At 71.2% G+C, this 13839-nt stretch carries 13 protein-coding genes; 6 read left to right on the top strand and 7 right to left on the bottom strand.

Annotated features, from left to right (window positions below; translation table 11 throughout):
- Positions 1–217: 217 nt before the first annotated feature.
- A complete protein-coding gene (locus tag ACIQAC_RS21285; RefSeq protein WP_402193251.1) occupies positions 218–1546 on the top strand; it encodes an MFS transporter in 1329 nt (442 codons plus the stop codon).
- Here ACIQAC_RS21285 and ACIQAC_RS21280 read toward each other — a convergent pair.
- Entirely contained in the window at positions 1538–2458 is a 921-nt protein-coding gene (locus ACIQAC_RS21280; RefSeq protein WP_402193249.1) for a DMT family transporter, read from the bottom strand. The two genes, ACIQAC_RS21285 and ACIQAC_RS21280, sit on opposite strands and share 9 nt — an antisense overlap.
- A 217-nt stretch (positions 2459–2675) precedes the next feature.
- Positions 2676–3314: a TetR/AcrR family transcriptional regulator gene (locus ACIQAC_RS21275; protein WP_402193248.1), complete on the bottom strand. Its 639-nt coding sequence runs from the start codon at positions 3312–3314 to the stop codon at positions 2676–2678.
- A 74-nt stretch (positions 3315–3388) separates the two neighbouring features.
- Here ACIQAC_RS21275 and ACIQAC_RS21270 point away from each other — a divergent pair, with 74 nt between their 5' ends.
- The 3 genes from ACIQAC_RS21270 (at position 3389) to ACIQAC_RS21260 (ending at position 5649) form a co-directional block, all read left to right on the top strand.
- Positions 3389–4540 (top strand): acyl-CoA dehydrogenase family protein, encoded by a 1152-nt coding sequence (locus ACIQAC_RS21270; RefSeq protein WP_402193246.1) that lies wholly within the window; start codon positions 3389–3391, stop codon positions 4538–4540.
- A gap of 82 nt (positions 4541–4622) precedes the next feature.
- A complete protein-coding gene (locus ACIQAC_RS21265) occupies positions 4623–4910 on the top strand; it encodes a YiaA/YiaB family inner membrane protein (protein WP_402193245.1) in 288 nt (95 codons plus the stop codon).
- Between the two features lie 85 nt (positions 4911–4995).
- On the top strand, positions 4996–5649 hold the full coding sequence (locus tag ACIQAC_RS21260; RefSeq protein ID WP_402193244.1) for a TetR/AcrR family transcriptional regulator: 654 nt from the start codon (positions 4996–4998) through the stop codon (positions 5647–5649).
- On the opposite strand, the gene ACIQAC_RS21255 is transcribed toward ACIQAC_RS21260, so the two are convergent.
- Positions 5640–6101 carry a MaoC family dehydratase gene (locus ACIQAC_RS21255; protein ID WP_402193242.1) on the bottom strand — a complete coding sequence of 154 codons (462 nt, stop codon included), beginning with the start codon at positions 6099–6101 and terminating at the stop codon, positions 5640–5642. The genes ACIQAC_RS21260 and ACIQAC_RS21255 overlap by 10 nt on opposite strands.
- A 103-nt stretch (positions 6102–6204) precedes the next feature.
- Here ACIQAC_RS21255 and soxR point away from each other — a divergent pair, with 103 nt between their 5' ends.
- The gene (gene soxR, locus ACIQAC_RS21250) at positions 6205–6660 is read left to right on the top strand and encodes a redox-sensitive transcriptional activator SoxR (RefSeq protein WP_402193241.1); all 456 of its coding nucleotides are present in this window, start codon (positions 6205–6207) and stop codon (positions 6658–6660) included.
- A 13-nt stretch (positions 6661–6673) separates the two neighbouring features.
- Here soxR and ACIQAC_RS21245 read toward each other — a convergent pair whose 3' ends face one another.
- Positions 6674–7408 (bottom strand): 3-keto-5-aminohexanoate cleavage protein, encoded by a 735-nt coding sequence (locus ACIQAC_RS21245; RefSeq protein WP_402193240.1) that lies wholly within the window; start codon positions 7406–7408, stop codon positions 6674–6676.
- 39 nt (positions 7409–7447) lie between these two features.
- Entirely contained in the window at positions 7448–8050 is a 603-nt protein-coding gene (locus ACIQAC_RS21240; protein ID WP_402193238.1) for a hypothetical protein, read from the bottom strand.
- A 232-nt stretch (positions 8051–8282) separates the two neighbouring features.
- On the opposite strand from ACIQAC_RS21240, the gene ACIQAC_RS21235 reads away from it, so the two are divergent.
- Positions 8283–11081: a penicillin acylase family protein gene (locus ACIQAC_RS21235; RefSeq protein ID WP_402193237.1), complete on the top strand. Its 2799-nt coding sequence runs from the start codon at positions 8283–8285 to the stop codon at positions 11079–11081.
- A 35-nt stretch (positions 11082–11116) separates the two neighbouring features.
- On the opposite strand, the gene ACIQAC_RS21230 is transcribed toward ACIQAC_RS21235, so the two are convergent.
- Positions 11117–12421, bottom strand: coding sequence for a serine-threonine protein kinase (locus ACIQAC_RS21230; protein ID WP_402193236.1), 1305 nt, complete (start codon positions 12419–12421; stop codon positions 11117–11119).
- Positions 12422–12511: 90 nt separating this feature from the next.
- Positions 12512–13747, bottom strand: a complete 1236-nt coding sequence (locus ACIQAC_RS21225) for an exo-beta-N-acetylmuramidase NamZ domain-containing protein (protein ID WP_402193235.1) — start codon at positions 13745–13747, stop codon at positions 12512–12514.
- Positions 13748–13839: the final 92 nt, after the last annotated feature.

The raw sequence follows: 13839 nt of genomic DNA, 5'->3' as shown, positions 1-13839 counted from the left end.
TCATGCCATGTGCAGGTAAAAACTCCTGCTGCGCGACCTGTTGACGCCCATACCGTCCGGTCAGTACGTTCCCGAAACCCAAGCCGCCGTTGAGCCGCCCCTAGCCACCTCCCGTCCGTCCCCGAGCCGCCCCCGTCCGTCCCCGAGCCGCCTGCCGTCCGTCCCTGAGCCGCCCCCGGTCCGCCCCCGGTCCGTCCCCACCCACGGAGCGTGCCCCATGGAAAACTCCCCGTCCGCACCTTCCGCCCAGCCGCTCACCACCACCCCCGACACCACCCGGGGCCGCCGCGTCGCGACGGCCGCCGCCCTCGCCTCGGCGGTCGAGTGGTACGACTACTTCGTCTTCGGCATCGCCGCCGCCCTGGTCCTCGGCGACCTGTACTTCCCGTCCGGCAGCTCCAGCGCGGGCGTCCTCGCCGCGTTCGCCACCTTCGCCGTCGGCTTCCTCGCCCGCCCGCTCGGCGGCATCGTCGCCGGCCACCTCGGCGACAAACGCGGCCGCAAGCCGATGCTGGTCTTCGCGCTGACCCTGATGGGCCTCGCCACCACCGGAATCGGCCTCCTCCCCACGTACGAGACCATCGGTGTCGCGGCGCCGCTTCTGCTGGTCCTGCTGCGGATCCTCCAGGGACTCGCCGTCGGTGCGCAGTGGGGCGGCGCGATCCTGCTCGCCACCGAGTACGCCCCCGAGGGCAAACGCGGCCTCTACGGCAGCTTCGTCCAGCTCGGGGTGCCCATCGGCGTGATCACCGCCAACACGGTCTTCCTGCTGACCGGTGCCTTCACCTCCGACTCCGGGTTCGAGTCGTGGGGCTGGCGGCTGCCGTTCCTGGTGGGCGTCCTGGTGCTCGGTCTCGCCTGGTACATCCACACCCGGGTCGAGGAGACACCCGCGTTCCGCGAGGCGGAGCGGGCGCTGACCGAACAGGAGAAGGCGGAGCGCAGGTCACCGCTGCGCACGGTCGTCCGGCACCACCTGGGCACGGTGCTGCTGGCCGGCGGCTCCTTCGCCGTGAACACCGCGACGTTCTACATCATCATCACCGGCGTCCTGGACTACACGACCCGCGAACTCGACATGGAACGCGACGCGGTACTCATGGTCTCGCTCTGCGTCAGCCTCACCCAGCTCGTCCTGATCCCCGCCTCCGCCGCGCTCTCCGACCGGATCGGCCGGATCCGGGTCTACGCGATCGGCGCGGCCGGCGTCGGCCTGTGGGCCGTACCGCTGTTCCTGCTCATCGACACCGGGTCCCTGCTCTGGCTCGGCGTCGGCTCCTTCGTGGCCAGCTGCTTCCTCAGCATCATGTACGGGCCCCAGGCCGCGCTGTTCGCCGAGCTGTTCACCCCCGAGATGCGCTACACCGGCGCCTCCCTCGGCTACCAGATCGCGGCCGTCCTCGGCGGTGGCCTCGCGCCCTTCGTCATGGTGCTGCTGCTGGAGGCGACCGGCACGTCCATGGCGGTGTCCGCCTACATCATCGGGCTCGCCGTGATCGCCCTCTTCTCCATCAAGGTCCTCGCCGACCGGGCGCGCTCACGCTGACTCCCGTACGTCCTCGGGTCGTGGTGTCCCCGCCACGACCCGGGACGCGCGCGGCCGGGACCGCGACACCGCCACACCGATCAGGCACAGCACCCCGCCCGCGAGCGTGAGCACCCCCGGCACCTCGCCGAGCAGCAGCCAGGACATCAGCACAACGAGGGCGGGTGCCGCGTACGTCGTCGCGCCCATCCGGCTGGCGGTCGTCCGGGCCAGCGCGTACGCCCACGTCGTGAACGCGAGCGCGGTCGGGAAGAGCCCCAGGTACACCATGTTGAGCGTGGCCGACAGCGGCGCGTCGCCCGCCTCGGTCACCAACTGCGGGCCGAACGGCAGACAGAGCACGGCCCCCGTCAGACATCCGAACGTCGTCACCTGAAGAGCACTCGCCTTCGCCAGCGCCGGCTTCTGCGCCACCACCCCGCCCGCGTACGCGACCGCGGCCAGCAGACACAGCACCACGCCGAGCAGCGACGACCCGCCCCCGCCGGACATCGAGAGCCCCACGGTCACCGCGCCCGCGAACGACACCGCCATGCCGGCCAGCAGCCGCGGCGGCATCGGGTCACCGAGCAGCCGCGCGCCCAGCAGGGCGATGAGGATCGGCCCGATGTTCACGACGAGCGCGGCCGTTCCCGCGTCCACCTCCTGCTCGCCCCAGTTCAGGACGACCATGTAGACGCCGAACCACAGCACCCCGGACATCGCGATGCCCGGCCAGGCGCCCCGCGGCGGCAACCCTTCCCGCCGCACCAGACACAACACCCCAAGAGCCAACGCCCCCGCCAGCAACCGCCCCAACGCCAACGCCCCCGGCGAGTAGGCGTCCCCCGCACTCCGAATGGACACAAAGGCGGAAGCCCACAACACCACGGTCACAGAGGCGGCAACGCCGGCGGACGAGAACTTGGTCATGCCCAGAGCGTAGACACCAAGCACAGCCAACCTCCGGCGGTTTCCGGACACCAACCACGGCCTACCGAAACCCCGGTTGCCTGCGGTTTCCCGCGACGCAGGCGGCTCACCGGGACGCCGGGTGCCCGGTGTTTTTCAGGGGCGCGGGGAACTGCGCGACAAGCCACGGACGACCCGCACCCGCCCCCCAACCGCACAACCCACCCCGTCCACCCCGTCACGCGCCCCCCAGCCGAGCAAACTGCACCTCCAACCCGTCCAGCAACGCGGTTATCCCCACCTCGAACGCCCGCTCATCCACCTTCTCCTGCTGCCCCGCAAGCAAATGCGCCTGCCCAAGCCGCGGAAACTCCGCAAGATCGTACGCACTCGCCTCCCCCACAAACCCCCCGGCGAACGACCCCAACGCGGACCCCATGATGAAGTACCGCATCAACGCCCCGATCGACGTCGCCTGGGCCGGAGGCCACCCCGCATCCACCATCGCCCCGTACGCCGCATCGGCAAGCCGCAGCGCGGCCGGCCGCCGCCCGGGCCCCCGGGCAAGCACCGGCACGATGTTCGGATGGTCCCGCAGGGCCCCGCGATAGGAGACGGCCCAGTCGTGCAGCGCGGCCCGCCAGCCCCGCCCGTCCTCGAACATCGACAGATCGACCTGCGCGCTCACCGAGTCCGCGACCGCCTCAAGGATCTCGTCCTTGGTGCGGAAGTGGTTGTAGAGCGAGGGCCCGCTCACCCCCAGCTCCGCGGCGAGCCGCCGCGTGGACACGGCGGCGAGCCCCTCCGCGTCCACGAGTTCCCGCGCCGCGGCGACGATCCGGTCGGTGCTGAGCAGGGGCTTGCGCGGTCGGGCCATGGCGCACATAGTAGGGCTGCGGCAGTAAACTAGCAGTGCTAATTAAAGGCGCCGCCGACCGTGGGGTGAGACGCGTGAACCTGGAACTCGGCGAGGAACAGGCCGCCGTACGGCAGCTCGCCCGCGACTTCGTGGAGCGCGAGATCGCCCCGCACGCCACCGAGTGGGACCGCGCGGAGGAGGTGGACCGCGGGATCGTCAAGAAGCTCGGCGAGGTCGGCTTCCTCGGCCTCACCGTCGACGAGGAGTACGGCGGCTCCGGCGGCGACCACCTCGCGTACTGCCTGGTCACCGAGGAGCTGGGCCGCGGCGACTCGGCGGTGCGCGGCATCGTCTCCGTCTCCATGGGGCTGGTCGCCAAGACCGTCGCGGCCTGGGGCGACGAGGAACAGAAGCGGCGCTGGCTGCCCGGCCTGACCGCCGGCGAACTGGTCGGCTGCTTCGGTCTCACCGAACCCGGCACCGGCTCCGACGCCGGCAACCTCACCACCCGCGCGGTCCGCGACGGCGACTCCTACGTCGTCAACGGCACCAAGATGTTCATCACCAACGGCACCTGGGCCGACGTCGTCCTGCTCTTCGCCCGCTCCACGGACGCCCCCGGCCACCACGGCGTCTCCGCCTTCCTCGTACCGGCGGACACCCCCGGCCTCACCCGCCGCACCATCCACGGCAAGCTCGGCCTGCGCGGCCAGCCCACCGCCGAACTGGTCCTGGAGGACGTCCGCGTCCCCGCCTCCGCGATGCTCGGCCCCGAGGGCAAGGGCTTCTCGGTCGCCATGTCGGCGCTCGCCAAGGGCCGGATGTCGGTCGCGGCGGGCTGCGTCGGCATCGCACAGGCGGCTCTGGACGCGGCCGTGCGCTACGCGGGCGAACGTGAGCAGTTCGGCCGGTCCATCGCCCACCATCAGCTGGTGCAGGAGCTGATCAGCGACATCGCCGTGGACGTGGACGCGGCCCGGCTGCTGACCTGGCGGGTCGCCGACCTGATCGACCGCGGTCGGCCGTTCGCCGTGGAGTCGTCCAAGGCCAAGCTCTTCGCCTCCGAGGCCGCCGTGCGTGCCGCCAACAACGCCCTCCAGGTCTTCGGCGGCTACGGCTACATCGACGAGTACCCGGCGGGCAAACTCCTGCGCGACGCCCGCGTGATGACCCTCTACGAGGGCACGAGCCAGATCCAGAAACTCCTCATCGGCCGTGCGCTGACGGGGGTCTCGGCGTTCTGAGTACGTGCCCGGTACGTTCCGGGCCGGCTTCTGAGTACGGCGGCGGATGTGGCGGGTGCCACGTTCGCCGACCCTGGTCCCCATGAGTGACACACCCGTCAAGCAGCAGACGACGGCCGCCTATCACGGACAGGCCGTCTTGTCCTTCGCCCTTGCCCTCGGCGCCACCGCCGTCGGCATCTTCCAGCTGGACGCGGACCCGTGGGTGCGCGGCTTCCTGGCCATCGCCGTCCTCTATCTCGTCACGTCCGCCTTCACCCTCGCCAAGGTCGTCCGCGACCGGCAGGAGGCCGGGCAGATCGTCAGCCGCGTCGACCAGGCCCGGCTGGAGAAGCTGCTCGCCGAGCACGACCCCTTCGACAAGCTCTGAGCAGGTCGCCGCAGCCGCTCACTAAGCGCTCGCTCACCTTCGGCTGTATGGTGGTGCTTCTGTCGGCGAGAGGGGCGAGCGAGCGATGAGTACGGCGGAGGAGACGGTCGGCGGCGAGAACGGGCCGTGGGCCGAGGTCACCCCTGACGCGGCACGGCGACTGCTGATCGCCGCGGTGGAGGCCTTCGCCGAGCGCGGCTATCACGCCACGACCACCCGCGACATCGCCGGCCGCGCCGGGATGAGCCCGGCGGCGCTCTACATCCACTACAAGACCAAGGAAGAGCTGCTCCACCGGATCAGCCGCATCGGACACGAGCGGGCGCTGCACATCCTGCGGACCGCGGCCCGGCGCGAGGGCACCGCGAGCGAGCGGCTGGCCGACGCCGTCAGCTCCTTCGTCGGCTGGCACGCGGGCGGCCGTACCACCGCACGCGTGGTGCAGTACGAGCTGGACTCGCTCGGCCCCGACGCGCGCGCCGAGATCGTGGCGCTGCGCCGGCAGTGCGACGCCGAGGTCCGCGGGATCATCGAGGACGGCATCGCGGCGGGCGAGTTCGACGTGCTCGACGTGCGGGGCACCACCCTCGCCGTGCTCTCGCTCTGCATCGACGTGGCCCGCTGGTTCTCCACCCGCGGCCCGTGGACGCCCGACGAGGTCGGCGCGCTCTACGCCGACCTCGTACTGCGGATGGTGGGCGCGGCCAAGCAGGCACCCGCGCCGGTCGATCAGACGTAGTAGCGGGACACCGACTCCGCGACGCAGACCGGCTTCTCGCCGCCCTCGCGCTCGACCGTGAAGGCGACCGTGACCTGGACGCCGCCCGTCACCTCGTCCACCGCCGAGATCGTCGCGGTGGCGCGCAGCCGGGAGCCGACCGGGACCGGGGCGGGGAAACGGACCTTGTTGGTCCCGTAGTTGACGCCCATCCTCACGCCCTCGACGGTCAGCAGCTGCGGGCCGAACAGCGGCAGCAGCGAGAGCGTCAGATAGCCGTGCGCGATGGTCGTGCCGAACGGCCCGGCCGCGGCCTTCTCCGGGTCGACATGGATCCACTGGTGGTCGCCGGTCGCCTCGGCGAACAGATCGATCCGCTTCTGGTCGACCTCCAGCCAGTCCGTGTACCCCAGCTGCTCGCCCACCGCAGCCTTCAGTTCGTCGACGGACGTGAAGATCCTCGGCTCTGCCATGTCCCGGCCTCTCCCTCGATTGCCTAAGCAACTGCTTAGCATGGTCGCGTCCGGCATCGCTGTCAACGCCGACGGGCGCCGTCCGATGGGTAGGGTTGGCGGGGTGCCCCAGATTCCAGAGACGATCCACGAACTCACCGTCGGCCAGCTGTCGGCGCGCAGTGGCGCGGCCGTGTCGGCCCTGCACTTCTACGAGTCCAAGGGCCTGATCAGCAGCAGGCGCACCGCGGGCAACCAGCGGCGCTACACCAGGGACGCGCTGCGCCGGGTGGCGTTCGTACGGGCCGCGCAGCGGGTCGGCATCCCGCTCGCCACGATTCGCGAGGCGCTGGCCGAGCTGCCGGAGGAGCGGACACCCACGCGGGAGGACTGGGCGCGGCTGTCGGAGGCATGGCGGTCGGAGCTGTCCGAGCGGATCACTCAGCTGAACCGGCTGCGGGACCATCTGACCGACTGCATCGGGTGCGGGTGTCTGTCGCTGGAGTCGTGTGTGCTGTCGAACCCCGACGACGCGTTCGGCCAACGGCGGGCCGGATCTCGGTTGTTTGTGGAGCGTTAGCCCGCGGCGCGGGTCAGATGTCGGGTGCGGGTTCGTCGTGGCTGGTCGCGCCGTTCCCCGCGCCCCTGACCGCCTCTCTGACCAACTCGGCGTTGGAACGGGCGCGTTGGCCGTTGGGGAGGTAGAGCGTGTCCTCCAGGCCCATACGGGTCGGCAGGCCCAGTTTCAGTGCCAGTCGGAGGATTGGCCAGGCTCCCTCGTCCTCGCCGTGGAGGAGGACCGGGCGGCCGTGGTCGGTGCCGATCTCGGACAGCAGGGCGTGGGCCGTCTCCTCGTGCGGGTCCGTCACCTCGGCCAGGACCCTCAACACCCTTGTGCGCAGCGGTGATCGAGCGAAGCGGGCGGCGCCGTCCGTACCGGACCACACACCCGCCTCGACACCAACGCCCCGCTCGATCAGCAGGGCGGCGATCTCCTCGGCACCCGGCTCGTGCCAGTTGACGGACGCGTGGTCCGGAAGAACCGTCCAGGCCCGCACCCGCTCCAGCCGCGCACCCGGATCGGGCTCGGCCCAGGCCCCCGTGGTCACCCCGACGGAGACCGACACCCGTGCCCGGATCGCCTCCAGCACAGGCCCCACCACCCGAGGCGACAGAGAATCCCGCCCACAAGGCGTTTTGGGATGAACATGGACATCGGTGGCCCCGGCGCCCACAGCCGACGCGGCAGATTCAGCCAACCCGTCAGGCGTCAACGGAATCATCGTTCCATCGGCACCCGTACGAGCCCCGTTAAGACATACCTGCACACTGCACCCCGGGTTCAGCACCGCCGCCAGGGGCGCGGCTCACGCGGACAGAAGTATCCGCACCCGGCGGGCGGAAGCCAACGCCTCCGGCGTAAGCACAGGTCGCGGCACCAGAATCCCGCACACCGTGCAGACGGGCCCCGAGGACGGTTCGTGATCCAGCTCGTACTGCCAGACCAGCCGCTCCCCGTCGCAGACGGGACACTGCGCCCCCGGCTCCCGCTGCAACGCGGCGATCAGCCGCCGCAGCACCTCGGCGAGCGGTTCGTCGGGATGCACCCGAGGGTCGTCGCACCACGCGACCCCGAATCCGCCCCAGGTCAGCCGGTGCCAGTCGTCCACGCTGCCCGGCCGGCGCAGCCCGTCGTGCTTCTCCTTCTTGCGGCGCTCGGCGAAGTCGACCTCGTAGGCCAGCCACACCGCCCGCGCCTCCTCCAGCTCCTCCAGTGCGGCCACGAGCCGCGCCGGGTCGGGAGAGCGGTCCTCGGGGTCGAACCCTGCCCGGGAGCAGAGGTGGTCCCAGGTCGCCCTGTGCCCGTAGGGGGCGAACCGCTCTAGGCACTTGCGCAGTGAGTAGCGTCGTAGTGCCAGGTCACACCGGGGGTCGCGCACCTGTCTTGCCAGACTCCGGAAACCGGCCATCGCCCTGCACCTCCGTCACATCTGTACCTGTACTTCGGTCATTGCGGCGTTGTCGAACGGACCTTGCCGAATAGACGTATCGACCAGCGATTCGGCTCCCTTCCGGTTGCCATGGATTTCCGGTGCCCCGCGAAACGGCGGTCAGGCACCGCAAAAAGTGACGCATGTTCATCTTCCAACGCGGGGATAACCGCCGGTAACGTCGGCCCACCCCCTGTCCGGAGGAGCTGCCATGTCAAGGCGCACCCCACGCACCGCCCTCGACAGACTGAGAACTCCCGGCCGTCTCGTCGGGTTCCTGAAGACCACCTCTGTATGTGTGCTGATTGCCGGGCTTTTGACTCCGCTTTCCCAAGCCGCGACGGCCGCCACCCCCACGGCGGCCGACGCGGCGGCCGCCGCCGACCACTGCGGCAACCAGTGCTCGGACATCCTGCCGCCCGGCCAGAACGGCAACGCCACCCTCGCCCAGGTCCTCCTCAACCAGGCCTTCGGCGTCCAGCCCGAGAACGCCCAGAACCAGCTCGGGCCGTACGCGAACCTCGCCAAGGGCCATCAGACGCTGACCGACTCCACGATCAACACCTTCTTCAACGACGCCTCCTTCGGTGTCCCCGCCGACCAGGTCGCCTCGACCCTCCAGCCGGCCGGCCGCACCGACGTCACGATCGTCCGCGACAAGAAGACGGGTGTGCCGCACATCACCGGCACCACCCGCTACGGCACCGAGTTCGGCGCCGGGTACGCGGCGGCCCAGGACCGGCTCTGGCTGATGGACGTCTTCCGGCACGTGGGCCGCGGCCAGCTCACCAACTTCGCCGGCGGCGCACTGTCCAACCAGGACCTGGAGCAGTCGTTCTGGCGCAACGCCCCCTACACCGAGGCCGACCTCCAGGCCCAGATCGACCGTACGGTCGCCACCAACGGCGAACGCGGACAGCTGGCCCTCGCCGACGCCAACGCGTACGTCGCCGGCATCAACGCCTACATCGCGGCCTCCGACAGCGGCCGCTACTTCCCCGGCGAGTACGTCCTCACCGGCCACAAGGACTCGATCACCAACGCCGGCACGATCGCGCCCTTCAAGCTCACCGACCTGGTCGCCCTGGCCTCCGTGATCGGCGCCCTGTTCGGCTCCGGCGGCGGCGGTGAGGTCAACAACGCGCTGTCGCTGCTCGCCGCCCAGGAGCAGTACGGGGTGGAGAAGGGCACCGAGGTCTGGGAGTCGTTCCGCGAGCGCAACGACCCCGAGGCCGTCCTCACCGTCCACGACGGCAGCTTCCCGTACGCCACCAAGCCCACGACCCCGGCCGGCGCCGCGCTGCCCGACCCGGGCTCTGTGACGCGCGAACCGCTGGTGTACGACCGCACGGGCAGCGCGGCCACCCCCGCCGCGTCCAAGTCGTCGGCGTCCGTCCTGGACAGTGCCGCCAGCTCCGCCAAGCGCGGTATGTCCAACGCCCTCGTCGTCAGCGGCGAACACACCGCGAGCGGCAACCCGGTCGCCGTCTTCGGACCGCAGACCGGCTACTTCGCCCCGCAGCTGCTGATGCTCCAGGAGCTCCAGGGGCCCGGCATCAGCGCCCGCGGCGCCTCCTTCGCGGGCCTCGGCATGTACGTCGAGCTGGGCCGCGGCCAGGACTACGCCTGGTCGGCGACCACCTCCGGCCAGGACATCATCGACACCTACGCCGTCGAGCTGTGCCAGGACGACCACCACTACCTCTACCGCGGCGTCTGCACGCCGATGGAGAAGATCGAGCAGAAGAACGCCTGGAAGCCGACCGTCGCCGACGGCACCGCGGAGGGCTCGTACACGATGCGGGTCTGGCGGACGAAGTACGGTCCCGTCGAGTACCGCGCCACCGTCGGCGGCAAGAAGGTCGCCTACACCACCCTGCGCTCGTCCTATCAGCACGAGGCCGACTCGATCATCGGCTTCCAGATGCTGAACGACCCGGACTACGTCAAGAGCCCGCAGACCTTCCAGCAGGCGACGCAGCACATCAACTACACCTTCAACTGGTTCTACGCCGACTCCGAGCACACCGCGTACTACAACAGCGGCAACAACCCGGTCCGTGCGGCGGGCGTCGACGCCGAGTTCCCGGCGTGGGCGCGCCCGGCCTACGAATGGCGCGGCTGGGACCCGGCGACCAACACCGCCGACTACACGCCGGCGTCCGCACACCCCAACTCCATCGACCAGGACTACTACATCTCCTGGAACAACAAACAGGCCAAGGACTACACCGCCGCACCCTGGGGCAACGGCTCGGTGCACCGCGGCAACCTGCTCGACGACCGGGTGAAGAAGCTCGTCGAACAGGGCGGGGTGACCCGCTCCGCGCTGGTGAAGGCGATGGCCGACGCGGCCCTCGCGGATCTGCGCGCCGAGGACGTGCTGCCCGACCTGCTGAAGGTCGTCACCAGCTCACCCGTCACCGACACCGCGGCGGCCGCGGCGGTGAGCAAGCTCCAGGCCTGGCTGACGGCGGGCGGCAAACGCACCGAGACCACGGCCGGCTCGAAGACCTACGCGAACGCGGAGGCGATCCGCATCCTGGACGCCTGGTGGCCGCTGCTGGTGAAGGCCGAGTTCGAACCGGGCCTCGGCAGTGAGCTGTTCACCGCGATCACGGCCAACCTGCCCGTCGACGAGTCCCCGTCCGCCGCCCACGGCCCGACCGGCGCACACGCCGGAAGCGCCTTCCAGTACGGCTGGTGGAGCTATGTGGACAAGGACATCCGCGCGGTGCTCGGCGAGAACGTGCAGGGGCCGCTGGGCGACGAGTACTGCGGCGGCGGCAGTCTCTCCGCCTGCCGGACCGTGCTCATCAACTCCCTGAAGGAGGCGGCCGGCAAGACGGCGGCCCAGGTCTACCCGGGCGACACCCTGTGCGCGGCCGGCGACCAGTGGTGTGCCGACTCGCTCAACCAGCGCCCGCTGGGCGGCATCAAGCACCCCAACATCAGCTGGCAGAACCGGCCGACCTACCAGCAGGTCGTGGAGTTCACCTCGCACCGGTAGCCGGTGACCGGTGACCGGTGGGTGCCGGCGGCGGGTCAGGTGATCCGGCCCGCCGCCAGCACCAGCCGGGCCAGCTCGGGGTGCAGGATGTCGCTGTGCGCCCCGGACGGGGCCCCGCCGCGCCGGACCACCGCGGCCGCGTCGACGTTGACGCAACCCGCCCTGGGCGCCGGCTTGTTCAGCGCCTCGGCGAGCCGCAGCGCGCGCGTGCCCGGCACCCCCCGGATGCCGCCGTACCCCAGCGCGCCCCATCGCTCCCGCAGCGCGCTCCCCACGTCCGGCGCGGCGATCCCCCGGTCGTCGCCCGCCATGCGCGAGGCCAGCGGATAGAACGTGGCGAGGGCGCCGTCGTGCCGCGAGTGGGCGCACACCAGCGGCCCGTCGATCCGGTTCTGCTGCCCGTGCAGCATCCCGCTCTCTTGGGTGGCGTGCGGCAGCCTGGCCGCGAACGCGTAGTGGGAGAAGGCCCCTTGGAGCAGCGTCACGGACTTCACCGTACGCACACCCTCCGGCAGCCCGCGCAGCGCGAACGACACCAGCCGCGCGCCGAAGCTGTGTCCGACCAGATGCACCCGCAGCTCGGAGCGCGTCCCGGCGAGCTGCCCCAGGACCGTCCCGAGCCCCCGCTCGCCGACCGTCCCGGCCCGCCGCTTCATCGCGTAGTACGTCGCCTGCCGCAGCAACTCCTGCGCGCCCTCCCAGGGGTTGGGCAGCGACAGCGCCGGATGCCGGCCGGCCGACAGCGCGCGGGCGAACTCCTCGCACACGGCCGGCACCGGGTCCGAGAACATCCGCGGCTCGTCCTGCGGCACACCCTCCGCGACCGTGTCCGCCGCGAACAGCGCCTGCGGGCCCGGCGCGACCACCTCCACCAGGAGCCGCACCAGCCGCCCGAACTCCGCCAACTCGGCGTCCTCGCGCGGCTGCTGGTCCAGCAGCCGCGCGAGCTGGTCGACGACGGTCGCCCGGCCCGGGAAGGCGCCGAGGAGCGCGTGCCGGGTGTCCTTGTCCAGCGCCGGCCCCCGTGCCTCCGTCGCCGCCACCGTCCGCGGGAAGTCCGGGATCGCCTCGTCCGCGAACCGCATCGACGGCCAGAGGACACCCACGTACCCGAGCCGGGCCCGCGGCGCCAGGCCCGGCATCGGCGCGAAGAAGGCGCTGTACAGGCGGTTCGCCATCGGGCGGTCGTTGTTCCAGCCGTGCGCGAAGACCACCAGATCGCGGATGCCGTGCTCGGCGACGCCGGACAGCAGCCGGTCGCGCTGCCGCCCCCGCACATCGCCGTCCGCGTCGAACGTCAGCTCCCAGTAGGGCGACACACTCATTGCCGGATTAGCCATGACAGGCCCTCTCGTCCCCCGCGGCAGTGCGATGCGGTCGCATCGTCCTGCTAACGGGCGGGCTTGGCCATACGTCATGGCCCGCCCGGCTCACCGGTAGAGCAGGTACTTCTCCCGCGTCCGCCGGAACACCGCCAGCTCCTGCTGCCAGCCGGCCACCACCTCGTCCGGGCCGGCCCCGGCGTCGATCATCGTGCGCACCAGCGTGGACCCGGTGAGCCTGTCGATCCAGTTGTCGGAGCGCCACGCGAACCCGCTCCAGCTCCGCCGCGCCGTGACGAGCAGCGCGATCCCGGTACGGACGGGGTCGTACGCGGCCCGGTCGTGCACATGGAGCTGCACCCCGCCGACCGTCTTCCCCTGGAACTTCGAGAAGGTGGGCGCGAAGTACGCCTCCCTGAAGTGCACACCGGGCAGGTCGAGTTCGCCCGCAGCGGCGGCCCAGCGCCCGTCGACACCCTCCGCGCCGAGCAGTTCGAAGGGGCGGGTGGTGCCGCGCCCCTCGGAGAGGTTGGTGCCCTCGAAGAGACAGGTCCCCGAGTAGACCAGCGCCGTCTCGGGCGTCGGCATGTTCGGGCTCGGCGGCACCCAGGGCAGCCCGGAGACGTCGTAGAAGTCCGAGCGCCGCCAACCGGACATCCGCACCGTCTCCAGCGGTACGGGCGCGGTCAGGAACTCCGAGTTGAACAGCCGGGCCAGCTCCGCGACGGTCATGCCGTGCGCCTGCGAGATCGGCTCCCGGCCCACGAAGGTCGCGAACTCCCTGTGCAGTACGGGGCCCTGCGCGCGCCGGCCGGTCACCGGGTTCGGCCGGTCCAGCACGACGAAGCGCTTCCCGGCGAGCCGCGCCGCCGCCATGCAGTCGTACAGCGTCCAGATGTAGGTGTAGAAGCGGGCGCCCACGTCCTGGATGTCGAAGACGACGGTGTCGACGCCGGACGCGGTGAAGACGTCGGCCAGTGGCTGTCCGCTCTTCTGGTAGGTGTCGTAGACCGGGAGGCCGGTCGCCGGGTCGTCGTAGCGGCCCTCGGAGCCGCCGGCCTGCGCGGTGCCGCGGAAGCCGTGCTCCGGGCCGAAGACGGCCGTCAGGTCCACTCGGTCGTCGGCGTGCATGACGTCGACGATGTGCCGGACGTCGCGGGTGACACCGGTCGGATTGGTGACGATGCCGACGCGCTGGTTCTCCAGGAGGGCGTAGCCGCTGTCGGCGAGCCGCTCGAAACCGGTGCGCAGCCGGGAGCGGCCCGGTGTGGCGGCGGCCGTGGTCGCGGGCAGGGCGAGGGCCGCGGTGGCCGTGGCGAGGACGGTGCGTCTGGTGGGGGACATGCGGGCAAGGTAGGGGCTCGCACGGCCCCTGGGGAGGGTGCGTGCCGAGGACGACCCCTTCCGGGCGAGCCCGCAGGGGCGGGTGGCGGGGG

Source organism: Streptomyces sp. NPDC088387 (assembly GCF_044753385.1).
In the GTDB taxonomy this organism is placed as follows: Bacteria; Actinomycetota; Actinomycetes; order Streptomycetales; family Streptomycetaceae; genus Streptomyces.
This window is presented reverse-complemented; position numbering and strand designations above follow the sequence as displayed.